Genomic DNA, 24,120 nt, shown 5'->3' on the forward strand with positions numbered 1-24,120 from the left:
CGAAGATCACCGCGCGCATGGCCCACACACGGACGCGCCGGAGACCCCCGTGGTGCGAGGGCCTCCGGCGAGGCGGTTCCGTGCGGTGGATCAGGATCCGCGAAGGATCAGGTTGCCGTTGTCCGCGGCGCCGCTCTGCGAACCGCTTGTTTCGCTGGCGCGTTTTGCGGCGCCGCATTTCCCGCGGCTTATCCCGCTGGCGTTTCGTTCAAACCCAAACCACGCAGGATGTTATCGCGGTTCGCGTTTCCGCGCAGCGCCGTCAAGGAATTCAAGCGGCCCAGCAAAGTCGTGGAAGATGCGGGGCATTTCAAGTCTTGAATCGCCGACAAGGTTTTTTCAAAACGTTGGATGCGACTTTCAAGGTCCGTTCCACTCGGAAAGTTCGCATTCTTGAGCGCTACCTGCGCGTTCACTTGGGCTTGAGTGGGCGGGCAGCGACCCGGAACTTTTACCCCGGTAGGGCCCACGCGGTCGGCCGTCGCGTTCGGATTGCCCGGGCTGAAACCCAGCGCCGGCACCAAAGCGTTAATGTTACCGGAGCTGGCTCCGGCGTTCCCCGTCGCTCCACTCGCGGCCGCGTCACCGGATCCTCTGGCGGCGGCTTTATCCGCTGGCGTTTCGTTCAAACCCAAACCACGCAGGATGTTATCGCGGTTCGCGTTTCCGCGCAGCGCGGTCAAGGAATTCAAGCGGCCCAGCAAAGTCGTGGAAGATGCGGGGCATTTCAAGTCTTGAATCGCCGACAAGGTTTTTTCAAAACGTTGGATGCGACTTTCAAGGTCCGTTCCACTCGGGAAGTTCGCATTCTTGAGCGCTACCTGCGCGTTCACTTGGGCTTGAGTGGGTGGGCAGCGACCCGGAACTTTTACCCCGGTAGGACCCACGCGGTCGGCCGTCGCGTTCGGATTGCCCGGGCTGAAACCCAGCGCCGGCACCAAAGCGTTGATGTTACCGGAGCCGGCTCCGGACTCGGAGGCCTGGCTCATCCCCGTGCCGACCGCGAGCGCCGAGCCGAGCAGCGCTGCGGCGGCACCTCCAATCACCAGCTTGCGCGTCCGGCTGCTGACTCCGCGTCGATACATGCACGGCCCCTCTTCGTCTCGGTCCTGCTTGCACCGAGATATACGAGCAATGATGTGGCAGCAGTTCATGACGCTGAGCAAGCGTTCCTTAAAGCTTCTTTAACGCGACTCCCGGGGCGTGCAGCCGCCAGCATCGTCGCGCCCACGTCCGCGGGCACCCGGCCGCGGGTCAGCAGCGAGCCCGCCACCATCACCGTGAACGCGAGCGGCACCGTCCACACGGCCGGCTGCGCGAGCAGCTCGGTCTGCCAGCCGGACAGCGTCGGCCCGAACACCGTGACCAGCACCGCGGCCATCGCGGCGCCGCCACCGGTCGGCACGCCCGAGGCCGCCCCGGTGTCCGTGAGCCCGCGCTACCAGATGCGTCGTGGTCTTACCGGCGCCGTTCGGGCCGACAGCACGATCCGGGCCCGCGCCTCAGCACGGGCCCGGAAGGTCCAATCTGTACTGTTGTCAGCCAACCCGGCCGAGCCGTTGCAGACCTTCGTGAGACCGGTCGCCTTCGCAAGCCACGCCGCACCGTGCGGGCCCTCGAACCCGAACACCTGGAAGCCGTCCGCGCGGCGATCCGCCAATGGCAGCAGCCCACTCCCGGCAAGCCGGGACCTCGGCACACCGGCGACCTGGCCGATGTCGTCGATCTCATGCTCGCCACCGGCGTCCGCATCGGCGAGGTACTGGCCGTGCGGTGGGGAGGACGTCGATCTTGGAGCCGAACACCCGACGGTGACCATCTGCGCCACCATCGTCTTTCTGAGAGGCAAGGGCTTCTTCAGACAGGAGTGGACGAAGTCCGACGCAGGCTACCGGGCGGTTGTTCTTCCCCAGTTCGCGGTCGGGATGCTGATCGCCCGCAAGATCACTGCTGTCGACAACCTCCACGATGCGGTCTTCGCAGTTCGACGACGACCGGACCCGAACGCGGCGACTGCGGGCCGTCCCGGCGACGTAACCCGACATAGACGAACGACCGCGCAGCGGGCACACAAGTCCCGACCGGCGAACGTGGTCGCCCTAGGCGTTTGTGAGGGGTTTCGGGGGGTGATTCAAAATCGCATAGACAAACGTTAAGGCCCTGACCGGCATTCGTCCTGGTCAGGGCCTTAATCGTGGTGGAGCTGAGGGGATTTGAACCCCTGACCCCCTCGATGCGAACGAGGTGCGCTACCGGTCTGCGCCACAGCCCCTTGGCCCCGTAGGACCGCAGCAAGGCTAACAGGTTCCCCGCCCGGCTCGCGAACCACCCCTCCCGGCGCGCCGCGTCCCCATCGACAAGGCCCGCCGCGGGCCCATCGATCAGGCCGTGTACCCGGCTCCTCGGCCCCCCGCCTCGTAGGCCCGCCCACGCAGCCCACCGGTACGCCGGTACGACACCGAGCCCCCGTTCGCCGCCGCCGGGAGGTCGGCCGGGTCGCGGTCCAGACCCATCGCGGCGCGCCGGACCGCCTCCCGCTGGGCGGCGAGCCGGCGCTGAGCTTCCCGGCGCGCCGCTGCCCGGCGCGCCTGCTCCCGCCGTACCTCGGCCTGGCGGGCGGCGAGCCAGGCCGCCTCGCGGGCTTCGGTGCGGCGGCGGCGCCGGTCGACGATGGCGCGGTTACGCAGGTGCACCAGGTACACCCCGAGCAGCGTTCCGGTGACCGCAAACCCGATCCAGAAGCCGGGGCCGACCGCGACGACGCCGACCAGCTCGATGACGTTGAGCAGCAGCAGCGCGGCGAAGACGCGGCGGCGCCGGATCACCGCCGGGGTGTGCCGGGGTTCCGGCCGGCGGGCGCGCGGGTGGCGTCCGGCCGAGCCGCCACGGCGGGCAGTCACCAGCCGCAGCGGCGTCCCCGCAGGTACCGCCCCGGGAGTGCGCGGTTCACCCGCCGGGGGCGTGACCGTAACCGTGAACTGGCGCGGCGGGTTGACCGGTCGGCGTCCGGGCACGGTACGGCGTCGACGGCGGCGCGAAAGCACCCGTGCCGTCGACGACGCCCGCTCCGCCGCCAGGCGCTCGGTCGCGTCGTATCGGCGTACGAGTGCCGGTGCGAGCGCAAGCAGCCCGGCCGCGGCGAGGACGGCGAGGAGCACCGATGTCGGCACCCTCACCCCTCCCGTCAGCCGTAGCGGTCCAGGGTCGGCCCGAGCTCAGGCACGACCAGGCACCGCATGTCCCCATCGCCCCGAGGTTACGGGCGCAAGCTGCGGAAATTCGCGCGGCGCGCCGGTCGCGCCACGCTAAGTTGATCATCGGTGGTCGGCTATGTGACAGCGCGCAGTCTTCGCCAGCGGGCCAGCAGGCCTCCCTCGGCGGCGACCTCCTCGCTCGTCATGGAGTAGCCGAGGTGGTCGCGCCACGCACCGTCGATGTGCATGTAGCGCTGGTGGTAGGCCTCCTCGCGGAAGCCGAGCTTCTCCACGACCCGCCGGCTGGGCCCGTTCTCGGGGCGGATGTTGATCTCGACGCGGTGCAGCTGGCCCGCACCGAACGCGTGGTCGACCGCGAGCGCCAGCGCGGTCGGGATGATGCCGCGACCCGCGACCCGGGCATCGACCCAGTACCCCACGTACGCGGAGCTGAAGGCCCGGCGCACGATGTTGCCGAGGTTGAGGTGGCCGACGAGCCGCTCCCGGTCGTCGCCGTCGCGCAGGCAGACCGCGAACGGCATGCTGTCGCCGCGCCGGGCGGCCCGTTTCATGTCGCGGTAGACGAACGCGTACGCCCGGGTGGAGTTCATCTCGGCCCACGGCCCCGGGGGCGAGGACTCCCAGGGGGCGAGCCACTGCTGGTTGGCGATCCGCACCTCGGACCACGCCCGCGCGTCGCCGCGCCGGTACGGCCGCAGCAGCACCGGCCCGTCCGCCAGGACGGCTGGCCATCCGGGCGCGGACCCCAGCATCATCGCCTCCGGTCGAGCAGCAGCACGTCGACGGTCGACCCGGCCGCGGCCGAGGTGACCCGCTCGCCGAGGACCAGCAGCCCGTTGGCTTCGGCGAGGCCCGAGAGAGTGTACGGCCCACCGGCGAGCGGCTGCACGGTATAGCCGCCGCCGCGCCGCTCGGCGACGTGGGCCGGCCGGAACTCGCGCAGGCCGCCCGGCGACGACACGGTCTCCAGCAGGTGTGCCTTGACGCTGGGCCGGAACACCGGTTCGGCCCCGGCGAGGATCTGGATCACCGGGCGGGCCAGCACCTCGAAGCCGATCAGCGCGGCGCCGGGCTCGCCGGGCAGGCAGACGACCGGGACCTCCTCGCCGCCGACCGTGCCGAAGCCGAGCGCGGTGCCGGGGCACAGCGCCACGTCGGTGAACTCGACCGCGCCGCGGCCGGGGTCGCGGCGGGCGAGCACGCGGCGCAGCATGTCGCCGGGGCCGGTGCCGGTGCCGCCGGTGGTGATGATGAGGTCGGCGCGCAGGGTCTGGTCCTCGAGAAGCCCCCGCAGCCCTTCGGGGTCGTCGTCGCAGATCCCGATCCGGTACGCGAGAGCCCCCGCCTCGACCGCCGCGGCGGTCAGTGCGTGGGAGTTGGCGTCGACGACCTGGCCGGGCTGGCTGGGGCGGCCCACGTCGACCAACTCGTCGCCGGTCGCCACGACCACCACCCGAGGGCTGGGGCGGACCACCACGTGCCCGATTCCGGCCGCGGCGAACACCGCGACCATCGGGGGCGTCACGTACGCGCCGCTGGGGGCGAGCAGGCGGCCCACGGGCAGCTCGTCGCCGGAGCGGCGGACCCCGGAGCCGCGCTTGGGGGCGTGCAGGATCTCGACGGTCGCCATGCCCTGATCCGTCCAGTGCACGGGGACGACGACGTCCGCGCCGACCGGCAGCGGGGCACCGGCAGCCACGGAGAAGCACGTGCCCGGGGTCAGCCGTACGGGCCGCCAGCTCGCCGCACCCAGGTCGCCGACCACGTTGAGGCGGACCGAGCGAGGACCACCCTCGGACGCGGGGTGCGCGCCGATCCGCCCAGCCGCGGCCAGGTCCTCCCAGCGGGCCGCGTACCCGTCGATCGCCGCCTGGTCGAAGGCGGGATACGGGTGCGGGGCGTACACATCGCCGGCGAGGACGTTGCCGTGGGCCTGGGTGAGGTCGAGGTCGAGCGGGGGCAGCGCCCGCAACCTGCGCAGGACCCTGCCCAGGTACTCGGCGAGCGGCATCAGCTCGTTGGCGGCCGCCTCGGCATCGGCCGTCGCGGTCATCCCTGCGCACCCCCGGCGACGAACTCGGTGAGCCACTGCCGGAACTCCGCGCCCAGGTCGTGGCGCTTGACAGCGAGCTGAACGACGGCCTGCAGGTAGCCCAGCGGCATCCCGGTGTCGTAGCGGTGGCCGCGGTAGACGATGCCGTGCACCGGCGTACCCTCGGCCAGCAGCGTGGCCATCGCGTCGGTGAGCTGGATCTCGCCGCCGCTGCCGGGCTTGGTGTTCTGGATCGCGCCGAAGATCGCCGACGGCAGGATGTAGCGGCCGAGCACGGCCAGGTTGCTCGGCGCCTGGTCGGGCGCGGGCTTCTCGACCAGGCCGGTGACCTCGACGACGTCCTCGCCGAACTCGCTGGGCCGCACCGAGGCGATGCCGTAGCGCGACGTCTCCTCCGGCTTGACCTCCATGAACGCGAGCACGATGCCGTTGGTGCGGGCCTGCAGTTCCAGCATTGCCGGCAGCAGCGGCTGGTCCTCGTCCACGAACTCGTCGCCGAGCAGCACCGCGAAGGCGTTGTCGCCCACATGCGACGCGGCGGTGCCGACGGCGTGGCCCAGCCCGAGCGGCTCACCCTGGCGGCAGGTGTAGATGTCGGCGAGCTCGCTGGTGCGGCGCACCGCGGCCAGGCGCTCGGTGTCGCCCTTCTCCTCCAGGCGCGCCTCGACGTCGGGACGACGGTCGAAGTGGTCGACCATGGAGGTCTTGCCGCGGCCGGTCACCAGCAGCACGTCGGTGATGCCCGCGGCGGCCGCCTCCTCCACGATGTACTGCAGCACGGGACGGTCGACGACGGGCAGCAGCTCCTTCGGTACGGCCTTGGTCGCCGGCAGGAACCGGGTCGCCAGGCCGGCCGCCGGAATGACGGCCTTCACCGCCCGACGGCCGTTCTCGTGCGCGTTCGTCGTCATCTCTGAGCCCCCCACACCTTCACTCGCATCGTGTCCCGACATTGGCGAGACTATCGGCCGCGGGTCTGGCGCGGCGGCTGCGGGCCACCCGGCCGGGTGGCGGGCCGGTCGTCCGGGCAGCGTGGCGGGCCTGGGGAAACCCCCGGGGATGCCATCCGGTACCGGTCACGGCCGGCGTTCTTCGCCGCGTACAGGGCGTCGTCGGCCGCGTCGAGCACCTCCTGGGCGGTCCCACCGTGGTCGGGATAGACGGCGATGCCGATCGAGACACTGACCGGGATGCGGTCCACGGCGGGGCCGGCACGACGCGGATCGATGGGTACGGGGATGTCCCGGATGGCCGCGCCGAGGCGTTCGGCGACGGTCGCGGCGCCGAACCCGTCGGTCTCCGGCAGCAGCACCACGAACTCCTCGCCGCCCTGCCGGAACGCCACGTCGACCTCGCGCAGCCCGAGCCGGATGCGCCGGGCGAACTCGCCCAGCACGGTGTCGCCCGCCGCGTGCCCGTACGTGTCGTTGACCTTCTTGAAGTGGTCCAGGTCCAGCACCAGCACCGCCAGCATGCGCCCGAACCGGCTGGCCCGCTCCACCTCCCGGCGCAGCGACTCGCGCAGGTACCGGTAGTTCCACAGGCCGGTGAGCGGATCGGTGAGCGACAGCCGCTGCGCCTCCTCGTGCACCCGTACGTTGTGCACCGCCACCCCGGCCTGCCCCGCGAACGTCCGCAGCGTCAGCAGGTCGGCGTCGTCGAACTCGTCCGTGCCGAGCCGGTCGTAGAGGGCGAGCACCCCCAGCACGGCCGGCGCGGTGGAGGCGGGCGCCTCCCCGGGCACGAGCGGATCACCGGCGGTCGGGGGCGCACAGATGGGCACCGCCACGTACGTGCGGCAGTGCGGTTCCCCGCCCGGGTCGGATCCGCGACGCGCCTCGCCCGTGGCGGCCACCGCGCCGAGCACCCCCTCGCCGACGGGCACCCGCAGCCCGGGCAGGTCCGCCTCCGGCACGTCCCAGCGGCCGGTCAGCCCCTCTGCGCAGCGCGCCACGAGAACGTGATCGGCCGGGTCGATGAGCAGCACGACGCCGGCCCGCGCTCCGGTCGCGGACAGCGCGGACTGCAGGATGACCCGCAGGATCCGGTGCACGTCGTGGGTGCTGGACAGGGTGTCGCCGAGGATGGCGAGGTGCCCGCGCAACTGGTCCCGGCTGGCGGTCAGTGCCTGCACATAGGTCTGCAGTTCGCGGGTCATCCGGTTGAACGTGCTGGCGAGCCGGCCCAGCTCGTCGTGCCGCAACACCGGGACCCGGGTGTCCAGCTCGCCGTCCGCGACCTGGCCCGCGGCCCAGACCAGGTCGGCGAGCGGGCGGGTGGTGGACCGGGCCAGCCACCGCGCCACCAGGACCGCGACGGCTGCCACGGCCAGGTCGGCGATGACCAGCAGGGCGTACAGGCCGGTCGGGGTGCCGCCCGGCACGGAGACGGCCAGCGGCAGCGGCTGGCCGGGGGCGACCGCGATCCGGCGTACGTACCGGCCGCCGTCCGGGGTGCGCCGGACCTGGTCGGATGAGAGCAGGGCGGCGGCGAGCGCGGCCACGTCGGGCCTGGCGTTGGGGGCCTCGGTGCTCTCGGTCGGGGCGGCGCCGGCCCCGTCCCGGGAGAGCAGCGTGACGTCGGCGCCGCTGGATGCGGCGAGCCGGTCCACGAACGCGGCGTCCAGCGCCTGTGCGACGGAGATCGTGACGTTGGTGGCCCGAGCCCGGGCCACGATCGCGGCCACCCCGACGTCGGCCGGGGCGGCGCAGTCGCGCCACCGCGCGGGCCCGCCGCTACCGGACCGGCCGATCGTGATCTCGGTGGCCAGGCCGCGGGCGACGAGCTGGTCCGCCGCGGCACGCCGGTCGGCCGCCGACAGTACGGCGACGGCATCGGCGACCGCCTGAAGCTGGCGGCACACCGCGCCGATCGCGGTGCGCACCGTGGTGGCGGCATGATCGAGCCGTTCGACCGCGCGGTCACGGCGCACGGTGGCCACGGTCGTGCCGACGAACAGCGAGCCCAGCAGGACCGGGCCCAGCACCACCACCAGGAAGGCGGTCGTGAGCCGCCCACGTAGCGTCACACGTCCTCCTGGAGGTGGCCCGGTTTGGAGCGATGCTGACATAGTGTGCACCGTTTGCCCGTTTCGAGGAGGAGGTTGCATGGCAGATTTCGCCCTGGAAGCGGAAAGATCTAGGTCCGAGAAGCTTGCGCTGCGCAGGCAGCTACTGCAGGCGCGCGGCTCGCTGACCGACGAAGCGCGCCGCCGGGCGGCGGTCGCGGTCCAGACGGAACTCATGTCTCTGGTACGCCGGGAGCTGACCCCGACGCCACGGCGGGAACCTCCGACGGTCACGGCGTACGTGCCGATGGGCGCCGAGCCCGGCGGTCCGGACCTGCCCGAGCAGATCGTCCGCGCTCTGCCCGACGGCGCTCTGCTCCTGCTGCCGGTCCTGCTCGACGACGGCGATCTGGACTGGGCGCGGTACACGGGGCCGGACTCGCTGCTCCCCGGCCCGCGCGGCCTGCGGGAGCCGGCCGGGCCACGGCTGGGCGTGACTGCTGTCACAACCGCCGACCTGGTCGTTGTCCCCGCCCTGGCGGTCGACCGGGCGGGGCGGCGCCTGGGCCGCGGCGGCGGGTCGTACGACCGCGCGCTCACACGCGTATCCGCCGCCACCTGGACCGTGGCCCTGCTGCACGACGGGGAGGTACTGGACGCCGTACCCAGCGAACCGCACGACCGGCGGGTCCGCGCGGTCATCAACCCGAGCGGTGGCCTGATCCTCAGCGCGGGCGCGGAGTGGACGAAATAAGGTCCGATGACGCAGCATTGGCACTCGGTGACGGCGAGTGCCAGCGCCGCGAGAGTCCGGCTATCGAGCAACGCGGAGGATCCGTGCCCACGTACCAGTACGCCTGCACCGAATGTGGCGAGCAGCTCGAGGCGGTCCAGTCCTTCTCCGACCCCGCGCTGACCGAGTGCCCGGCGTGCCAGGGCAAGCTGCGGAAGGTCTTCAACTCCGTCGGCATCGTGTTCAAGGGCTCGGGCTTCTACCGCAACGACTCCCGTTCCGGCAACGGCGCCGCCTCGGCGTCGACCAGCGCGCCGGAGCAGAAGTCCGGGGGCACGAAGCCGGACGCGGCGAAGTCGGACTCCGCCAAGTCGGACTCCACGAAGTCGAGCACCTCCTCCTCGACCGCTTCCTCGGGTTCGTCCTCCAGCACCAGCACGCCCGCAGCCGCCTCCGCCTGACCCCCGTAGCAGGTCAACCCCCGCCCGGCGCGCTATCCACATCCGCGCGCCGTCCACAGGGCTTCCGCGGCCCATCCCGGCTTCCCGCCTAACGTGCGGACCGGCGCTCGCTCACGACGGCGAGCACAGCCTCGGTCCGGCGGGGAGGGCGATGTGGCGAGCACGGGACACGGCAGCGGGCAGTTGCCCCACAGCACCGCACCTGCCACGGGCAGCACACCGCGCCCGGGCGGCTGGGCAGCGCGGCTGTTCGGCCCGCGCGTCGGCCCATCCGCGGGTGCCGCTGGGCGAAATGTCCGGGGCCGCGTGACCGAGCCGCGGCTCGACCCGAAGCGCTGGCGGCGGCCGGGGCGGGGCACCCTGATCCGGCTCGCAGCCGTGGCGACGTTGCTGGTGACGGCGGCGCTGACGATCTGGTCCAGCCCGACGCCGGGTTGCCCGTCGGCGTCACCTCTCAGGCGTGAAATCACACCGGGAACGCCGGCATCCTCCCGCGCGTCGCCGCCCGCACGGGGCGGGCCCGGCGCCACGCCCTCGCCCGACTCCACGCCCTCGCCCGACTCCAGGCCGTCGCCCGACTCCGCCCGGCCTGATGGCGCTCCCGCGCCCGACCGCCCCACCGGGCCTGGCGCCGCGCCCGCGCGCTCCGGGCTCTCGCCCGCTCCGGGCACGTCCGGCAGCGGGCAATCCGGTGTGCCGAGCGGGGCGGCCGGTCTGCCGGTGCGGCTCGCTGACCCGGCCACGCTCGCGCTGGTGCGGCCGGGTGACCGGGTCGACCTGTTCCGGGTCGGCGGCCACGAGCCGCCCCGGGCGGGCGGGTCTGCCGTGGCGCGCGGCGTCCTGGTGCTCGAGGTGACCGCGCCGGACGATCCGGCGGGCGGCAGCCTCCTGGTGGCGCTCGACCCGGCGGTGGCCGAGCGCGCCGCGGCAGCGCCGGCCGGCGCGGGCTATGCCGTCGTCATCCGCCCGGAGTAGCGACCCCACCACCCCGGCCATCAAGCCACCCAGCCCCTCCGAGCCGGGGGGCGGTGGGGTTCAGTCCCAGTGCGGCGGGCGGTCCTCGAGCAGGCGTGCGTCGTTCGTGTACTCGCGATCGCCCCAGCCGCGCTCCGTGTCGTCGCGGGTCTGCTCCGGCAGCAGTGGCGCCTCCTCGGACTCGAAGTCCACGGTGCGCTCACCGTCGGAATCGTGTTCAGGTTGTTCCAGGATGTCCACGGATACGAGGGTAAGCCGCGCCGTCCCGATCGTCGGTCCGCCGGGCATGTAGCGTCGGTGAACGTGAGCGCCCCGACCGGTAATGAGGACGACGCCTACTGGCAGCGCCCCGCTCAGGAGCCCGAGCAGGCCCGCCCCGGGCAACCTGGGCCGGCGAAGGAGCCGCCGTACCCGGGGCCGCCACGCACGGACCCGCCGCCCGCGTACTGGCGCCCGCCCACGGTCGCCCAGCCACCCCCGCCTCGCTCCATGCCCGCGCAGGACATCGACGCGCTGGACGACGCGGAAGGATCGGCACGGACGGTGACCTACGGCGTCGGCCTGGTGGCCGGCGCGATCGGGCTGATCCTGATGTGCCTGCTCTGCGCGAGAGCGCTCGTCTGACGGCACCGTCCCGGCCGGCACCCCACATGCCGGCCGGAACGGCAGCCGGGTCCTTACGCCGCGCCCCACACCGCGTGAGCGCCCGAGTCACCGGTGCGGAAGACGTAGTACGCGGAGATCGCGGCCAACACCACGATGACGACCGCCAGGACCAGCTCGGCCGGTCGCGGCAGGCTGCGGCCGGTACGGGCGACCGTGAAGAAGAGCATCACCAGGGTGGCCACCCCCAGCGCCACGGTGAACCAGAGCGTGCGCCGGCCGAAATTCATGTGGTTCGCGAGGATCCCCAGCACCGGCCCCTGCATGCCCTGCCCGACCAGCCGGTCGTACAGGTGCTCGCCGGACTTGACCGCCACCCAGGCGGTGGTCGGCGCGGCGACCGCGAGCAGTGCGGCCGCCCAGCCGACGTACGGACGCCAGCGCGGCACGAAGGCGTAGATCACGGACACGAGGGCCAGCATCGGTACGAGCACCACGGCCGCGTGCAGCACCAGGGCGTGTACCGGCAGCCCGTTTATCTGATCGAACACGGCAACTCCTTGATCATCGGACCCCCGCGCCAGCTTAGGGGCAGGTGGGACCGCAAACCCCTTTGTCTGCGCACACGCGCCGGACCACGATCCGGTTCACCGCACCGGGCGGGTTTGTCACACCGCGCGCCCCGGCCGGCATCTCGGGACGGCGACCGGGCCACGGATCTTCCCGCGAGACGGCGGCCCGAACGCGTTCCACCGGCGGTCCCCGCCGCATGGCAGGCTGTGGGGCATGGACAGCCGTCACGATGTCGGGCTCTTCGGACCGGGTTCGGTCACCTGGAAGCTGCACAAGGAGCCGATTCTGCTGCTCGGCGGGCTGCGCTCGCTGTACCTGCAGGCGCTGCACCCCCGCGCGGTGGCCGGTGTGGTGCAGAATTCCGATTACCGCGCGGACCCGTGGGGGCGTCTGACCCGCACCACCGACTTCGTGGGCACGGTGATCTACGGCAGCACCGCGGAGGTGGCGGCCGCCGGACGGCGGGTGCGCCGCATCCACTCCCGGCTGACCGCAGTTGACCCGCGCACCGGCGAGCAGTTCCGGATCGACGACCCGGAACTGCTGCGCTGGGTGCACGTCACCGAGGTCGAGTCGTTCCTCACCACCGCCCGGCGGGCCGGGGTGAGGCTGAGCGACGCGGAAGCCGACGCGTACTACTCAGAACAACGGCGCGCCGCCGAGGTGGTGGGCCTCGACCCGGCAACCGTCCCCGGTACGGTCGCCGAGACGGCGCGGTACTACGAGGCGATCCGGCCGGAGCTGGGGCTGACCCGGGACAGCGCCGAGACCGGGCTGTTCCTCACCGTGCCGCCCATCCCGGATGACTGGGGCAGCCGGGCGTTCCGGCTCGGGCTCACGCTCGGCCCGACCCGGTGGGCGTACCTCGGCGTCGCCGCGACCGCGTTCGGGCTGCTGCCACCGTGGGCCCGCCGGATGTACGGCGGGCTCGGCTGGCCGACGACGGACCTGACCGCGGGCCTGTCCGTACGAAGCATGCGCCTGCTCATCGGCGCGGTACTGGCAGCCGCGCCGGGCCGTTACAGGGTCTCACCGACGCGCCGGGCCGCGCTCGAACGGGCCGGGCTCGCCGCCTAGCCCTCGAAGGCGGCCCACGTTTCCTTGGCCGGTGCGGCGGCACCCGCCGGGCAGGTACGCCGGAAGTCGCACCAGGCGCACAACGCCCCCGGGCGGACCGGGAACTCGGTGTCGGCGTCACCGCCGTCGGCGACCGCCTTCTCGGCGGCGACGATGTCGCGGGCCGTGTCCTCGGCGCGGGACAGGTGCCGGGTCAGCGAATCGTCGGTGTGCTCGTGCACGGCGACCGTCCCGGTCGGCAGGTGGTGCAGCTCGACGCGGCGGCACGGGCGGCGGAACACGCGCTGCGCCGCGAACGCGTACAGCGCCAGGGCGCGGGAGCCGCGGGCGTCGTCGGGGCCGAGCTCGGAACGGCCCGTCTTGTAGTCCACGATGACGGCCTCGGGGCCGGACGGGCCGGGCCGGGCGTCGATCCGGTCCGCGCGGCCGTTGAACGCGAGCACCGCGGTCCGGGCCGCGACCACGCGCTCCACGCCCAGTGGCTCGTCGGCCGGGTCGAGGGTGGCCACGTAGGACTCCAGCCAGTCCAGCGCGCGCCGGTAGGCCACCCGCTCCTGATCGGAGTCGCGATATCCCTCCCCGACCCAGGTGGCGGTGAGCAGCGTGGGCAGCGTCTCGGCAGCGCGGCGGGCCGTGGGCAGGGCATACCAGTTCTTCAGGGCGGTGTGGACGCTCGCGCCGAGGGAGTTGTGCGCCCACGGCGGACCCTTCGGCGGGGCGGGCCGGTCGACGTACGCATACCGGTAGCGGCGCGGGCAGTCCTCGTACGCCGAAAGCTTGCTCGGGGTGCACACGAAGAGGCGCTCGGGCATGCCGGCGAAGCCGAGCTGCTCGTGATCGGGCTTGCCGGGGCCGGACCTTGCCGGAGCGCGCCGGCCCGGACCGGGCTGGCGCGGACCGGGCTGGCCGGGCAGGGCGCGCTGGGACTTCGTCGAAGACACGCGGTCATCCTGCCAGCACCCGCCGACAGAATGGACTCAGCGTCCACCGACGGATGAACGTCAGGCCGTGTAGAGCCGCACGAACGAGGCCACCGCGTCCGCGATGAGCTGCACCGCGATGGCCGCCAGCAGCAGGCCGGCGATGCGGGTCAGCACCTCGATGCCACCGGGGCGCAGCAGCCGGACGATGAGACCGGAGAACCGCAGGACCAGCCACACCGCGAACATGACGGCGAGGATGGCGAGACCGATGACCACGTGGTCCGCCACGCCGTCGGCCCGCCGTACGAAAAGCATCGTGGCGACGATCGCGCCCGGCCCGGCCAGCAGTGGGGTGCCGATCGGCACCAGGGCGACGTTGGTCGTGCCGCCCTGCTCGGACGGCTCGTCGGTCTTGCCCGTCAGCAGTTGCAGCGCGACCAGGATGAGCAGCAGCCCGCCCGCGCCCTGCAGCGCGGGCAGCTGGACGTGCAGGTAGTCGAGCAGTGTCTGGCCGGCCACGGCGAACACCACGATGACGCCGAGCGCGAGCCCGACCGCCTGGGTGCCCGCCCGGGTGCGCTGCTTGGCCGGCATGGTGCCGGTCAGCGCGAGGAAGACCGGCACCATGCCCGGCGGGTCGACGATCACCAGGAGGGTCACGAAGACCTCGCCGAACAGCTTGAGGTTCACGAGATCAACCTAGGGGTCGGCGGGAGGTTGCGACAGCCGACCGGGTGGATCGTCACCCCAGCACGGGAACGCCGGTGGCGGCCGCGGCGATCCGCTCGAACGCCTCCGGCGCGGTCGTGAACGCCCCCAGCCGGACGGTCTTGTGCGTGCCGTGGAAGTCCGACGACCCGGTCACGACCAGGCCGAGGCGGTCGGCGAGCGCGCGGACGTGTTCGCGTTCCTGCGGCGAGTGGTCCTCGTGGTCCGCCTCCAGCCCGAACAGGCCCTCCGCGGCCAGTTCCTCGATGAGCTTGTCCGGCACGACCCGGCCCCGGCGGGTGGCCCGCGGGTGCGCGAAGACCGGCACACCACCGGCCGCCCGGACCGCACGGACCGCTTCGAAGACGTCCAGGTCTGCTTTGGGTACGAAGTACCGCGTACCGAGCCAGCGGGACGCGAACGCCTCGTTGGTGGTGCGCACCAGACCGGCCCGGATCAGCGCCTGGGCGATGTGCGGGCGCCCCACCGAACCGCCGGCCGCGTAGCCCTGCACCTCCGGCCAGGTGATGTCCACCCCGTCCGCGCGCAGCAGCTCGACGATGCGTTCGGCGCGCTGTTCCCGGTCGGTGCGGAGTCGGGCCAGGTCGCCGGCGAGCCGGGGCTCGGTCGGGTCGAACAGGTACGCGAGCAGGTGCAGCGGGATCGCCGGCTGTACGCCGTACCAGCGGCAGGACAACTCGGCGCCGCGGACCAGGACGAGGCCGGCCGGACGGGCGGCCTCGGCCGCGGCCCAGCCGCCCGTGGTGTCGTGGTCCGTGATCGCCATGACGTCGAGCCCGGCATCGCGGCCTGCCGCCATCAGGTCGGCCGGGGTCAGGGTGCCGTCGCTGGCCGTCGAGTGGCAGTGCAGGTCGATTCTGGTCACCCGACGACGCTAGCCGGTGGGTGCACCGAGGTGGCCGGGAACGTCAGGCGTCGTCGCCCGCGTCACCGTCCTTGCCCAGGCGCGCCTCGACCGCCTGGGGCTCGTACATCTCCTCGACGACGCGCAGGTACAGCTCGTTGGGGTTGGGCAGGTGCTTGACCTCGCGCAGGGCCTGGTCCTGGCCCGCGGACTCCAGCACGAAGGTGCCGTAGTTGAGAATGCGGCCGAGCGGGGACTGGGTGTACTTCATGTCGGTGACCCGGAGCAGCGGCATCATGGCCACCTTTCGGGTGACCATGCCGTTGACGACCATGACCCGCTTGTTGGTGAGGATGAAGCGGTCGAAATACCAGTCGAAGACTCGCCAGGTCACCCACCCGATCACGGCGAGCCAGAGCAGGACCGCGGCTGTCACCAGGCCGTCGATCTGCTGCCGGGTGAGGAAGCCCGCCAGGTAGCCGAGCAGAAGCGTGCCGCCGGCGCCGACGAGGAGCGGGGTGGTCAGGTGGATCCAGTGCCGCTTCCATTCGCCGCGGTAGCGCTCGGTGGGGAACAGGTACTTCGCGACCAGCGTGGTCGGCTCGTCCTCCAGCGGCAGGACGCGGCGGGGACCGGCACCGGCGCCGTCGAGGCCCTCCAGTTCCTCCGCGGTGAAGATCGGGGACTCGTACTCGTCGGGGTACTCGTCGGCGCCGGACGTGCCGTAGCCGGCGCTGGGCGAGTAGCCCGCGTCCGGCGAGTAGCCGGGTCCGTCCGAATAGGCGGCGTCGGGGTTGTACCCCGGGCCGGAGTTGAAGGCGGGATCGTTGTACCCGAACGTGTCGTCGTCGTGTGGATGTGGACGGCGGGCACCCTCGTCGTCGGGCTGACGCGGCTCATCAGGACCCATCTGGCAATGCTATGCGACGAGGTTGGTGAAGAACGTCCCGAAGCCCTCAGCGATGTCGCCGATCGTGCTGCCGAGCGATGCGAACACCGCGGCCGCCGAGTTCGGATTGAAGGCGATAAAGAAGATCAAGAATGCGATGCCAAGCCAGGTGAGAACCTTCTTGATCATGGCCTGCCTTCTTCTCCTCCGGTGCGGGTGACGGTCAGCGCCGCGACAGTACCGACGGTATCAGCTTGGTCGCTCCGTGTGAACATTGTGGCCGAATCGCCAATTCCGTTCCCGCAGGTCACGCTTTCCCGTGCAGGTACGGTGACGGCGCTCCGTACACAAGCTCGGGCGGCACCCCATCGGACAGATCGTGCAGGACGACGTGCTCGGCAAGGAAGTAGCCCGCGCTTGCGGGCCACGCTACCGCATAGAGCCACATTCCTTTCGCCTCACTCACGTAGGCGCTTCTATCCTCCGGGGACTTGACGCACCACAGTGGAGTGGGGTGGCCACCCGCCTTGACCTTGGCGTGCGGGCCCTGTGGACCGGAGTCCGACAAGGCCTCGCTGATGAGGTTGCCGGGATCGATTCCGGGAATGCCGGCGAAGCGCGTGCCGAGGCCGACGCCGGGCTGCTCCGCGATGAGCACGAGATCGGCGGGGCCGCCGCCGAGCGGATCGGGCCCACTGCAGGCGAGCGCGGTCGCCCGTACGCCGCTGCGGTCGTCGCCAGCCCAGCCGACCCCGGTGACCATCCAGCCTGCCGGGAGCGGCCACGGGCACCACAGCGGGATCCGGTCGGCCGGCGGAACCATCCGGCGCAGGACGCTCTCGATGATCTCGGCGCCGATGTGCTGGGCGACATGGAACGGCGGGACCTCGCCACAGTTGTCGCAACGCCAGTCGCTGTGCATCAGGTCCGGCGGCCGGACATGCGCACCGCATCGGGGGCAACTCACTGTGACACCCACCCCCCTACCGTGGAGGCAGGGCGAGCCTCCGTCAAGCGAATCGGCAGAACGTGGTCGCCGCGTGCGGATTCGCCCCGTCCAAGGCGGTTCGGCAGAGTCCGGTCACTTCGGGGTCACTCGGGTCTGCCCGGTGCCAGTCGGGTCGGCTGGGGTCACTCGGGTCACCCGGGCGGCGGTCCCGCGTGCGAGCGGATCCAGGCGTGCATCGCGATTCCGCTCGCGACGCCCGCGTTGATCGACCGGGTCGAGCCGTACTGGGCGATGGAGAAGACCTGGTCACAGGCCAGGCGGGCGGCTCCGGACAGCCCCGGCCCCTCCTGCCCGAACAGCAGCACGCACCGGCGCGGCAGCGTGACGGTCTCCATCGGGTGGGATCCGGGCAGGTTGTCGATGCCCACGACCGGCAGTCCTTCGGCGCGAGCCCACGCCACGAAGTCCTCGATCGTGGCGTGGTGCCGGACGTGCTGATAGCGGTCCGTGACCATGGCACCGCGCCGATTCCACCGGCGCAGGCCCACGATGTGCACCTCGGCAGCGAGGAACGCGTTGGCGTTGCGGACCACCGTGCCGATGTTGAGATCGTGCTGCCAGTTCTCGATGGCGACGTGGAACTCGTGGCGGCGGTGATCGAGGTCGGCGACGACCGCCTCGCGGCGCCAGTACCGGTAGCGGTCGACCACGTTGCGCCGGTCACCGGTCGCGAGCAGCTCGGGGTCGTAGTGCTCGCCGTCCGGCCAGGGGCCGGGCCACGGGCCCACCCCGATCTCGGCGTCGTCCTCGGTCATGGGCGATCAGGCTACGGCGGGGATCTCCGGTGGCTGCCCACGGGCTCCGGACCACGATCTTCGCACCTCGGGGCGGCCATACTGTCGCGGCGGCGCCGGCCGAATCGGGTGCGGACGCAATGAGCGGCGGGGCCCTCCCCGGCACCCGCCGCCCACGCTCTGTTGCGGAAAAGTGTGCCTCACCGTACGTATCGATGTGAAGAGCCCTCACGCGTGACTCAAGTCACAAGAAACTTTGTTTCCAATTACCTTCTGTGCAGGTCACGTACACAATGAGCAGCGAAGTGTCGGAACTCCGACAGACGGCGCGCACACAACGCGGCAACAGTCACGCGAAAGGTGTAAACGCTCGGGAGCGCTCTCCCTACGATCGGTGATGTCGCCTGTCGTCGCTGTTCGCGGAACAGTGCCGCAGCCCACGGTTGCACCGCGCTCGCCAAGGGAATTGCCGAGGTGGACGATGGGTTTCACGGCACGAACGACTTTTCCCATGGACGGAGAGATCATGGCGACCGTTAACTTGACGGCAGCGAACTTCGACGAGGTCACCGGCAAGGACGGCATCGTTCTGGTCGACTTCTGGGCCAGCTGGTGCGGCCCGTGCGTGCGCTTCGCGCCGACGTACGAGCGCTCGTCGGAGAAGCACCCCGAGATCACGTTCGGCAAGGTGGACACCGAGGCCGAGCAGGCCCTGGCCGCGAAGTTCGACATCCGCTCCATCCCGACGATCATGGCGGTGCGGGACGGCGTGATCGTCTTCTCGCAGCCCGGCGCACTGCCGGAGTCGGCGCTCGAGTCCCTCATCGACCAGGTCGAGAAGCTGGACATGGACGACGTCCGCAAGCAGCTCGCGGCACACCAGCACTGATCCGCTGCCACACGAAGGCCCGGCGCCCGCGCGCCGGGCCTTCGCCGTTTCGTACGACCATCGGGCCGGCGATGGACAGCGGGGTCGAACGTGTGTTCGAATCGACTCCATGCGCTGGTCCCATCTCGCCGCCGCCGGGGGCGACCCGTCCGACCGGGCAGCGCCGGTGGCCCCACCCCTGCCGCTGGCGCTGCCCGGCGCGACGGTCCGCACGTTCGACACCCCGTCCTTCGCCGGCATGGCGTTCTACGAGATCCGCGCCAAGTCGATCATCAACCGCGTCCCCGGCGCATCCCGCCTGCCGTTCCAGTGGACGATCAACCCGTACCGGGGCTGCTCACACGCGTGCACGTACTGCTTCGCCCGGAACACCCACACCTACCTGGACCTCGATGCCGGCCACGACTTCGACACCAAGATCGTGGTCAAGGTGAATGCGGGCGAGTTGGTCCGGCGTGAGCTGAGCGCTCCCACGTGGCGCGGCGAGCCGATCGCGATGGGCACCAACGTGGACGTCTACCAGCGCGCCGAAGGCCGGTACCGCCTGATGCCGCAGATCCTCGCCGCCCTGCGCGACGTCGCCAACCCGTTCTCCATTCTCACCAAAGGGACCCTCATCCTGCGCGACCTGGAGCTGCTCAAGCAGGCCGCCGAGGTGACCGCGGTCGGGCTGACCTTCTCGGTCGGCTTCGTCGACGAGCAGGTCTGGCGCGCGGTCGAGCCGGGCACGCCCAGCCCGCGTCGCCGCCTGGAGGCGGTTCGCGCCCTCACCGATGCGGGATTCGCGGTGAGCGTGCTGATGGCCCCGATCCTGCCCGGCCTCACGGACACGGACGAGTCGATCGAGCAGACGGTCGCGGCGATCGCCGCGGCGGGAGCGGTCAGCGTGACACCCCTGCCGCTGCACCTGCGCCCCGGCGCCCGCGAGTGGTATGCCGCCTGGCTCACCCGCGAGCACCCGGAGCTGGCGCCCCGGTATCGCGAGCTGTACCGCCGCGGGCCGTACCTGTCCCAGCCGTTCCAGGCCGAGATCGGCGCCCGGGTCCGGCTGGCCGCCCGCCGGCACGGGCTGCACCGGCGCGACCCGGTCGAGACCCGCCGGGTGCAGGAAACCGAAAGCGCCCGTCCGTCGGGCGGCCCGGCATCCGATGCGCTCGCGCGCGGCGACCCGCCACGCGACCGCCGGGCGCTCCCAGCCTCTGCCCGGGCGCAGGCCGAACAGCTCACCCTGCTGTGATCCGTCGATAGAGTCTGAGCATGAGGAGTGCACGGCAGATCTTGGCCGACGCGAAGGTGATCGCCGTGGTGGGCGCGTCCCGCGACCCCGCGAAACCGGCGCACTCGGTGCCGCTGCACATGCTCCGACACGGTTGGCACGTGATCCCGGTGAACCCGTTCGTCGACGAGGTGTTCGGGCAACGGGCCTACCGGACGCTGGCCGACATCCGGGAGCACGTCGATCTGGTCGACGTGTTCCGGCCGGCTGTGGACGCGATCGACATCGTCCGGCAGGCGGTCGCCATCAAGGCGTCCGCGGTGTGGCTGCAGAGCGGCATCGTGTCCGCGGAGGCACGCCGGATCGCCACCGAAGCAGGGCTCGACTATGTCGAGGACAGCTGCGTCATGGTCGAACGCGCCGCCGCAGGGCTCACCGGGCCGGTCTGAGGCACCGGGCCGACGAGCACGTGCAGGGCCGCCACCAGGGTCCCGACACCCGGCGCGGATGTCGGCGGCTACGTGGCGACTAGTACGGTGCCGGGTACACAAGGAGGACCCTGACATGACCTATCCGCCGCCCGGCGGCACGCCGGACCCATACCAGCCGCAACAGCCCTACGAGCAGCCGAACCCCTACTCCTCGGACCCGTACGCGGCCCCCGGGAGCGGTGCACCGGCCAGCGGGCAGCCGTACCTGCCGCCGACCAGCGGACAGCCGTCGTACCCGCCGATGGGCGGGCAGCCGTACGGGCAGTCGCCGTACGGGACGCCGCAGTACGCGCAGCCCTACGCGGCCGCCCCCAGCACCAACACCATGGCGATCCTGGCCCTGGTCTTCGCGTTCATCTTCTCGCCGGCCGCGATCGTCATGGGTCACGTGGCGAAGAAGCAGATCCGGCAGACCGGTGAGGGCGGTGAAGGCCTGGCTACGGCCGGGCTGTGGCTCGGCTACATCTTCACCGGCCTCTACCTGCTGTTCTGCGTCGGCTGGATCGTGCTGGTCATCGTCGCGGCGGCAAACGGCAGCACCACGACGTACTGACCCTGCGGAGCCGATGCCGTGATCTTCTGAACCGGTCGGCCGGGCACAACCCCGGCCGACCGGGCTGGATCAGCGGAACTCGGCCTCGCGGACGCTGTTGCCGCCGTCCACGACGAGCATCTGGCCCGTGATGTACGACGCGGCGGGCGAACACAGGAACGCGATCGCCGCGGCCACTTCGTCCGGGGTGCCGGGCCGTCCGATCGGGGTGCCGAGGCCCTGCTTGATCTCGGTCACCGTGGACGCCGCGGTGTAGATCGTCCCGGGTGCGACGCAGTTGACGTTGACGCCGTCGGCGACGAGTTCCATGGCCAGGGCCCGGGTCAACCCGAGCACGCCGGCCTTCGCGGCGGCGTACGCGGCCTCTGTGGGCAGGGCGTTGATCGGCCCGGCCGTGGCGGCCAGGTTGACGATCCGCCCCCACCCGCGCTCACACATGCTCCCGACGAACGCCCGGCTGCACAGGAACGCGGTGCTCAGATTCCGGTCGATCTCGGCGCGCCACTCGTCGTAGGTCAGCTGAGCCACCGGGCGCAGTACCTCGGGGCTGGTCCGGCTCGCGAGACCGGCGTTGTTGACCAGCACCTCGATGTCGCCGAGCTGATCGGCGACCGCGTCGGCCAGCGCGCCGACCTCCGCCTCGTCGGTGAGGTCCGCGACGAAGCCGGTGATCCCCAGCTCCGAAGCCCGGTCGTGAATACGCCGCGTGGTGGACACGATCGCCACACGGGCCCCGAGGTCCCGGAGGCGCCGAGCCGTCGCGTACCCGATGCCGTCCGGGCTGCCCGCACCCGTGACCAGCGCGACCTTGCCATCGAGCCGCAGCGTCACCGGCGCCTCGTCCGGGTCGGCGGTCGGCTCGTCCGCGACGAGCACGGCCGGGGGTTCCACGGCCGCGTCCGTTTCGGAGTCGGCGGCGGACGCTGCGGCACGGGGTCGGCGGCCGGCCGCGGGGCGGGTGGCATCGCGCCTCGACCGGCTGCCGCTGACCGAACGTGCGTCATAGACCATGCGGCGATCCTGCCCGCTCGCGCTTTCTGGGGCAAACATCGACGTCACCGTGGCGCGCCAGAAGTGACGCACGAGAATTCGATCACCCTGCGTAACCGCATGAGGTCGTGATCGACCGGTCTACCCTGACCGCGACATCCCCCGCCCGGAGATTCCCCATGACCTATCCCGCACCCCCCGGCCCCGACGGCACCGGCCCGGTGGCGACGCCCGGCGTCCCCTCTCCCGCCGCCGGACCGAACCCGCCCGCCACATCGATCGACGGCGCGCCACCGGCATCCGCGCGGCCCCTGGACGCCCCGACGCCACCCGACGGCAGCGCACCATCGGTGACCGCACGGCCCATCGACGACACGGCGCCGCACGACGGCGGCGCGCCACCGGCATCCGCGCGGCCCATCGACGACACGGCGCCGCACGACGGCAGCGCCCCACCGGCATCCGCACTGCGCATGAACGCCACGACCGCGGACGACGGTGCGCCACCCGTGTCCGCGCTGCCCGCACTGGCGGCGCCCGCCTGGTTCGGCGCGCCCGGACCGTATGTGCCCGCCCCGGACGGGTGGGCCCCCGCTCGGGTATCCGGGCACCCGTACGCCCACGGCGCACCACAGCAGCCGACGGACGGGCTGGCCATCGCGTCGATCATCATCTCCTGCCTGGCCGCCAGCGGGCTCTGCGCGTGGGGATTCACCGGCCTGCTCGGCGTCGTCGGCGCCGTCACGGGGCACGTGTCCCGCCGCCGCATCCACACGACCGGCGGCGGTGGCGCGGGGCTGGCGCTCGCCGGGGTCATCGTGGGCTGGATCAGCGCCGCGATCGGTGCGCTCATCATGGTCGTCCTGGTGGCGTTTGCGGCCATCGACACCACCACCGGCCCGGCGTAGCCGGCCCCGGGGAGGTTCACCAACGACGTAGCACCGGGCCGCGGCCGCGGTGCGGATCGCAGGGACAGAGCACCGGCCGGGCCACGTGGCCGGGGAGCAGACGGGTCAGCGAGGCGACGGGTCGGCGGCATCGCTCAGCGGGGCGACGGGTCGGCGGCATCGCTCAGCGGGGCGACGGGTCGGCGGCATCGGCGAGCGACGCCGTGGCGTCGCGCCGGTCCCGGCGCAGGCCCGCACCGAGCACGACCACCGCGACGCCGGCGAGCAGCAGGGCGAGGCCGGGCAGGGCCGCGGCGTTCGGCGCCTGACCGAGCCACACCCAGGCCAGGAGCGCCGCGCCGGGCACCTCCAGCAGGATCAGTACGCTGACGGTGGTGGCCGACGTACGGTGCAGCGCGTAGTTGAACATCGAGTGTCCGAGCAGCTGCGCGCCCGCTACGAGGGCCAGGATCGCCGCCCAGGTGCCGGTGTTGTACCCGCCGAGCGGGAGCCGCGCCGCAAGGCACACCACGAGCAGCAGCAGCGCGCAGGTGCCGTAGCAGATCCACGTGTACGTCGTGGTGGTCAGCCGGACGCGGGCCCGCTCGCCCAGCGCGGTGTACGCCGCGGCGAACATCCCGCCGAGCAGGGCCAGCACGTCCGCGGCGACCGCCTTGCCGGAGACGCCGACGTCCACGCCCGTCGCCCAGGCGGCACCGGCCACGGCGAGTGCGATACCGACCCAGCCGGCCACGGTGGGGCGACGCCCCTGAGCGGCCGCGATGAGGCCCTGCCACACGGGCTGGGTGGCGACCAGGGCGGTGGCCGTGGCGACCGTACCGAGCTGCACGCTGGGCATCCAGCTGGCGAAGTGCGCCGCCAGCGCGATGCCGGCCAGCACGCAGAACATCCCGTCGCGCCGGTGCGTCCCGCGCAGTACGTCGCGCAGCTCGGCGCGGCGCGGGCCGACAGTGACGGGGGTGAGTGCGAGGGCGGCGAGACCGTTGCGCCAGAATGCCACCGCGAGCGCGGGCGCCGCCGCGAACTTGATCAGTGGCGCGGAGGAGGAGACCGCCAGTACCGCCACGACAAGTGCGGCAATCGTGGGCAGCGGCGATCCCCGGCGTGTGGACGACACGGTCAATCCCGCCGCTGACATGACCCGGCCAACCGCGTCACAATTTGTGAACCTCCATTGAGCGCAGAGTGAATCGGTGGCTACGCTCACCGACGGTTCCGGCCCCTGTTCGTTCTTTCGATGTAACTCTT

General features: G+C 72.0%; 27 protein-coding genes, 1 tRNA gene and 2 pseudogenes. 11 read left to right on the forward strand and 19 right to left on the reverse strand.

Annotated elements, in window-relative coordinates:
• Positions 1 to 188 precede the first annotated feature (188 nt).
• Positions 189 to 1,085 (reverse strand): hypothetical protein, encoded by an 897-nt coding sequence (locus ACMCNK_RS17980; RefSeq protein ID WP_412737564.1) that lies wholly within the window; start codon positions 1,083 to 1,085, stop codon positions 189 to 191.
• An 88-nt stretch (positions 1,086 to 1,173) separates the two neighbouring features.
• Positions 1,174 to 1,438, reverse strand: a pseudogene (locus tag ACMCNK_RS17985) (cation acetate symporter); the annotation flags it as partial.
• 129 nt (positions 1,439 to 1,567) lie between these two features.
• On the opposite strand from ACMCNK_RS17985, the pseudogene ACMCNK_RS17990 reads away from it, so the two are divergent.
• Positions 1,568 to 2,156 (forward strand): annotated as a pseudogene (locus tag ACMCNK_RS17990) (hypothetical protein); the annotation flags it as partial.
• A 39-nt stretch (positions 2,157 to 2,195) separates the two neighbouring features.
• Here ACMCNK_RS17990 and ACMCNK_RS17995 read toward each other — a convergent pair.
• The 6 genes from ACMCNK_RS17995 to ACMCNK_RS18020 form a co-directional block, all read right to left on the reverse strand.
• Positions 2,196 to 2,272, reverse strand: a tRNA-Ala gene (locus tag ACMCNK_RS17995).
• A 109-nt stretch (positions 2,273 to 2,381) separates the two neighbouring features.
• Positions 2,382 to 3,176, reverse strand: coding sequence for a hypothetical protein (locus ACMCNK_RS18000; protein ID WP_412737565.1), 795 nt, complete (start codon positions 3,174 to 3,176; stop codon positions 2,382 to 2,384).
• Positions 3,177 to 3,328: 152 nt separating this feature from the next.
• Positions 3,329 to 3,970: a GNAT family N-acetyltransferase gene (locus tag ACMCNK_RS18005; protein WP_412737566.1), complete on the reverse strand. Its 642-nt coding sequence runs from the start codon at positions 3,968 to 3,970 to the stop codon at positions 3,329 to 3,331.
• The gene (gene glp, locus ACMCNK_RS18010) at positions 3,967 to 5,268 is read right to left on the reverse strand and encodes a gephyrin-like molybdotransferase Glp (protein ID WP_412737567.1); all 1,302 of its coding nucleotides are present in this window, start codon (positions 5,266 to 5,268) and stop codon (positions 3,967 to 3,969) included. The genes ACMCNK_RS18005 and glp overlap by 4 nt, the downstream gene beginning before the upstream one ends.
• A complete protein-coding gene (locus tag ACMCNK_RS18015; protein ID WP_412737568.1) occupies positions 5,265 to 6,179 on the reverse strand; it encodes a UTP--glucose-1-phosphate uridylyltransferase in 915 nt (304 codons plus the stop codon). Before ACMCNK_RS18015 ends, glp begins: the two co-directional genes overlap by 4 nt.
• A 50-nt stretch (positions 6,180 to 6,229) precedes the next feature.
• Positions 6,230 to 8,296, reverse strand: coding sequence for a diguanylate cyclase (locus tag ACMCNK_RS18020; protein ID WP_412737569.1), 2,067 nt, complete (start codon positions 8,294 to 8,296; stop codon positions 6,230 to 6,232).
• A gap of 79 nt (positions 8,297 to 8,375) precedes the next feature.
• On the opposite strand from ACMCNK_RS18020, the gene ACMCNK_RS18025 reads away from it, so the two are divergent.
• From ACMCNK_RS18025 to ACMCNK_RS18035, 3 genes are all read left to right on the forward strand, one after another.
• Positions 8,376 to 9,029 (forward strand): 5-formyltetrahydrofolate cyclo-ligase, encoded by a 654-nt coding sequence (locus ACMCNK_RS18025; protein WP_412737570.1) that lies wholly within the window; start codon positions 8,376 to 8,378, stop codon positions 9,027 to 9,029.
• Between the two features lie 83 nt (positions 9,030 to 9,112).
• A complete protein-coding gene (locus ACMCNK_RS18030) occupies positions 9,113 to 9,469 on the forward strand; it encodes an FmdB family zinc ribbon protein (protein ID WP_412737571.1) in 357 nt (118 codons plus the stop codon).
• 720 nt (positions 9,470 to 10,189) lie between these two features.
• Entirely contained in the window at positions 10,190 to 10,444 is a 255-nt protein-coding gene (locus ACMCNK_RS18035; protein ID WP_412737572.1) for a hypothetical protein, read from the forward strand.
• Positions 10,445 to 10,504: 60 nt separating this feature from the next.
• Here ACMCNK_RS18035 and ACMCNK_RS18040 read toward each other — a convergent pair whose 3' ends face one another.
• Complete coding sequence (locus ACMCNK_RS18040; protein ID WP_412737573.1) at positions 10,505 to 10,684, reverse strand: hypothetical protein; 180 nt, start codon at positions 10,682 to 10,684, stop codon at positions 10,505 to 10,507.
• Between the two features lie 63 nt (positions 10,685 to 10,747).
• Here ACMCNK_RS18040 and ACMCNK_RS18045 point away from each other — a divergent pair, with 63 nt between their 5' ends.
• Positions 10,748 to 11,068, forward strand: a complete 321-nt coding sequence (locus ACMCNK_RS18045) for a translation initiation factor 2 (RefSeq protein WP_412737574.1) — start codon at positions 10,748 to 10,750, stop codon at positions 11,066 to 11,068.
• Positions 11,069 to 11,121: 53 nt separating this feature from the next.
• Here the strand turns inward: ACMCNK_RS18045 and ACMCNK_RS18050 are convergent, their stop codons facing one another.
• On the reverse strand, positions 11,122 to 11,598 hold the full coding sequence (locus ACMCNK_RS18050) for a DUF2231 domain-containing protein (RefSeq protein ID WP_412737575.1): 477 nt from the start codon (positions 11,596 to 11,598) through the stop codon (positions 11,122 to 11,124).
• 235 nt (positions 11,599 to 11,833) lie between these two features.
• Between ACMCNK_RS18050 and ACMCNK_RS18055 the strand changes: the two genes are divergently transcribed.
• A complete protein-coding gene (locus ACMCNK_RS18055) occupies positions 11,834 to 12,697 on the forward strand; it encodes an oxygenase MpaB family protein (protein WP_412737576.1) in 864 nt (287 codons plus the stop codon).
• On the opposite strand, the gene ACMCNK_RS18060 is transcribed toward ACMCNK_RS18055, so the two are convergent.
• From ACMCNK_RS18060 to ACMCNK_RS18090, 7 genes are all read right to left on the reverse strand, one after another.
• A complete protein-coding gene (locus ACMCNK_RS18060; RefSeq protein WP_412740898.1) occupies positions 12,694 to 13,509 on the reverse strand; it encodes a RecB family exonuclease in 816 nt (271 codons plus the stop codon). The genes ACMCNK_RS18055 and ACMCNK_RS18060 overlap by 4 nt on opposite strands.
• A 189-nt stretch (positions 13,510 to 13,698) precedes the next feature.
• A complete protein-coding gene (locus tag ACMCNK_RS18065; RefSeq protein ID WP_412737577.1) occupies positions 13,699 to 14,310 on the reverse strand; it encodes a MarC family protein in 612 nt (203 codons plus the stop codon).
• A 52-nt stretch (positions 14,311 to 14,362) separates the two neighbouring features.
• Positions 14,363 to 15,214 carry a PHP domain-containing protein gene (locus tag ACMCNK_RS18070; RefSeq protein ID WP_412737578.1) on the reverse strand — a complete coding sequence of 284 codons (852 nt, stop codon included), beginning with the start codon at positions 15,212 to 15,214 and terminating at the stop codon, positions 14,363 to 14,365.
• A gap of 43 nt (positions 15,215 to 15,257) precedes the next feature.
• Positions 15,258 to 16,103: a PH domain-containing protein gene (locus tag ACMCNK_RS18075; RefSeq protein ID WP_412737579.1), complete on the reverse strand. Its 846-nt coding sequence runs from the start codon at positions 16,101 to 16,103 to the stop codon at positions 15,258 to 15,260.
• Between the two features lie 9 nt (positions 16,104 to 16,112).
• The gene (locus ACMCNK_RS18080; protein ID WP_165449439.1) at positions 16,113 to 16,271 is read right to left on the reverse strand and encodes a hypothetical protein; all 159 of its coding nucleotides are present in this window, start codon (positions 16,269 to 16,271) and stop codon (positions 16,113 to 16,115) included.
• Positions 16,272 to 16,389: 118 nt separating this feature from the next.
• Positions 16,390 to 17,061: a DUF6758 family protein gene (locus ACMCNK_RS18085; protein ID WP_412737580.1), complete on the reverse strand. Its 672-nt coding sequence runs from the start codon at positions 17,059 to 17,061 to the stop codon at positions 16,390 to 16,392.
• A gap of 161 nt (positions 17,062 to 17,222) precedes the next feature.
• Positions 17,223 to 17,846 carry a TrmH family RNA methyltransferase gene (locus ACMCNK_RS18090; protein WP_412737581.1) on the reverse strand — a complete coding sequence of 208 codons (624 nt, stop codon included), beginning with the start codon at positions 17,844 to 17,846 and terminating at the stop codon, positions 17,223 to 17,225.
• A gap of 505 nt (positions 17,847 to 18,351) precedes the next feature.
• On the opposite strand from ACMCNK_RS18090, the gene trxA reads away from it, so the two are divergent.
• The 4 genes from trxA to ACMCNK_RS18110 all read left to right on the forward strand — a co-directional run bounded on the left by trxA (position 18,352) and on the right by ACMCNK_RS18110 (position 20,974).
• On the forward strand, positions 18,352 to 18,714 hold the full coding sequence (gene trxA, locus ACMCNK_RS18095; protein ID WP_412737582.1) for a thioredoxin: 363 nt from the start codon (positions 18,352 to 18,354) through the stop codon (positions 18,712 to 18,714).
• 109 nt (positions 18,715 to 18,823) lie between these two features.
• Positions 18,824 to 19,951 carry an Rv2578c family radical SAM protein gene (locus tag ACMCNK_RS18100; protein WP_412737583.1) on the forward strand — a complete coding sequence of 376 codons (1,128 nt, stop codon included), beginning with the start codon at positions 18,824 to 18,826 and terminating at the stop codon, positions 19,949 to 19,951.
• A 20-nt stretch (positions 19,952 to 19,971) separates the two neighbouring features.
• Entirely contained in the window at positions 19,972 to 20,379 is a 408-nt protein-coding gene (locus ACMCNK_RS18105; protein WP_412737584.1) for a CoA-binding protein, read from the forward strand.
• Between the two features lie 115 nt (positions 20,380 to 20,494).
• Positions 20,495 to 20,974 (forward strand): DUF4190 domain-containing protein, encoded by a 480-nt coding sequence (locus ACMCNK_RS18110; protein WP_412737585.1) that lies wholly within the window; start codon positions 20,495 to 20,497, stop codon positions 20,972 to 20,974.
• A 69-nt stretch (positions 20,975 to 21,043) separates the two neighbouring features.
• Here the strand turns inward: ACMCNK_RS18110 and ACMCNK_RS18115 are convergent, their stop codons facing one another.
• Positions 21,044 to 21,985 (reverse strand): SDR family NAD(P)-dependent oxidoreductase, encoded by a 942-nt coding sequence (locus tag ACMCNK_RS18115; RefSeq protein ID WP_412737586.1) that lies wholly within the window; start codon positions 21,983 to 21,985, stop codon positions 21,044 to 21,046.
• A gap of 158 nt (positions 21,986 to 22,143) precedes the next feature.
• Here ACMCNK_RS18115 and ACMCNK_RS18120 point away from each other — a divergent pair, with 158 nt between their 5' ends.
• Positions 22,144 to 22,872 carry a DUF4190 domain-containing protein gene (locus ACMCNK_RS18120; RefSeq protein WP_412737587.1) on the forward strand — a complete coding sequence of 243 codons (729 nt, stop codon included), beginning with the start codon at positions 22,144 to 22,146 and terminating at the stop codon, positions 22,870 to 22,872.
• A 163-nt stretch (positions 22,873 to 23,035) separates the two neighbouring features.
• On the opposite strand, the gene ACMCNK_RS18125 is transcribed toward ACMCNK_RS18120, so the two are convergent.
• Entirely contained in the window at positions 23,036 to 24,010 is a 975-nt protein-coding gene (locus ACMCNK_RS18125; protein ID WP_412737588.1) for a DMT family transporter, read from the reverse strand.
• Between the last annotated feature and the right edge of the window lie 110 nt (positions 24,011 to 24,120).

Origin of the sequence: Krasilnikovia sp. MM14-A1259 (genome assembly GCF_047159535.1) — a bacterium.
Lineage (GTDB): Bacteria > Actinomycetota > Actinomycetes > Mycobacteriales > Micromonosporaceae > Actinoplanes.

What these genes read in the sequence shown, in the direction of transcription:
- ACMCNK_RS17980 (WP_412737564.1), bottom strand. Translation starts at nt 1,085, where the DNA reads ATGTATCGACGCGGAGTCAGCAGCCGGACGCGCAAGCTGGTGATTGGA.
- ACMCNK_RS18005 (WP_412737566.1), bottom strand. Translation starts at nt 3,970, where the DNA reads ATGATGCTGGGGTCCGCGCCCGGATGGCCAGCCGTCCTGGCGGACGGG.
- glp (WP_412737567.1), bottom strand. Translation starts at nt 5,268, where the DNA reads ATGACCGCGACGGCCGATGCCGAGGCGGCCGCCAACGAGCTGATGCCG.
- ACMCNK_RS18015 (WP_412737568.1), bottom strand. Translation starts at nt 6,179, where the DNA reads ATGACGACGAACGCGCACGAGAACGGCCGTCGGGCGGTGAAGGCCGTC.
- ACMCNK_RS18025 (WP_412737570.1), top strand. Translation starts at nt 8,376, where the DNA reads ATGGCAGATTTCGCCCTGGAAGCGGAAAGATCTAGGTCCGAGAAGCTT.
- ACMCNK_RS18055 (WP_412737576.1), top strand. Translation starts at nt 11,834, where the DNA reads ATGGACAGCCGTCACGATGTCGGGCTCTTCGGACCGGGTTCGGTCACC.
- ACMCNK_RS18060 (WP_412740898.1), bottom strand. Translation starts at nt 13,509, where the DNA reads ATGCCCGAGCGCCTCTTCGTGTGCACCCCGAGCAAGCTTTCGGCGTAC.
- ACMCNK_RS18075 (WP_412737579.1), bottom strand. Translation starts at nt 16,103, where the DNA reads ATGGGTCCTGATGAGCCGCGTCAGCCCGACGACGAGGGTGCCCGCCGT.
- ACMCNK_RS18080 (WP_165449439.1), bottom strand. Translation starts at nt 16,271, where the DNA reads ATGATCAAGAAGGTTCTCACCTGGCTTGGCATCGCATTCTTGATCTTC.
- ACMCNK_RS18090 (WP_412737581.1), bottom strand. Translation starts at nt 17,846, where the DNA reads ATGACCGAGGACGACGCCGAGATCGGGGTGGGCCCGTGGCCCGGCCCC.
- trxA (WP_412737582.1), top strand. Translation starts at nt 18,352, where the DNA reads ATGGCGACCGTTAACTTGACGGCAGCGAACTTCGACGAGGTCACCGGC.
- ACMCNK_RS18100 (WP_412737583.1), top strand. Translation starts at nt 18,824, where the DNA reads ATGCGCTGGTCCCATCTCGCCGCCGCCGGGGGCGACCCGTCCGACCGG.
- ACMCNK_RS18105 (WP_412737584.1), top strand. Translation starts at nt 19,972, where the DNA reads ATGAGGAGTGCACGGCAGATCTTGGCCGACGCGAAGGTGATCGCCGTG.
- ACMCNK_RS18110 (WP_412737585.1), top strand. Translation starts at nt 20,495, where the DNA reads ATGACCTATCCGCCGCCCGGCGGCACGCCGGACCCATACCAGCCGCAA.
- ACMCNK_RS18115 (WP_412737586.1), bottom strand. Translation starts at nt 21,985, where the DNA reads ATGGTCTATGACGCACGTTCGGTCAGCGGCAGCCGGTCGAGGCGCGAT.
- ACMCNK_RS18120 (WP_412737587.1), top strand. Translation starts at nt 22,144, where the DNA reads ATGACCTATCCCGCACCCCCCGGCCCCGACGGCACCGGCCCGGTGGCG.
- ACMCNK_RS18125 (WP_412737588.1), bottom strand. Translation starts at nt 24,010, where the DNA reads ATGTCAGCGGCGGGATTGACCGTGTCGTCCACACGCCGGGGATCGCCG.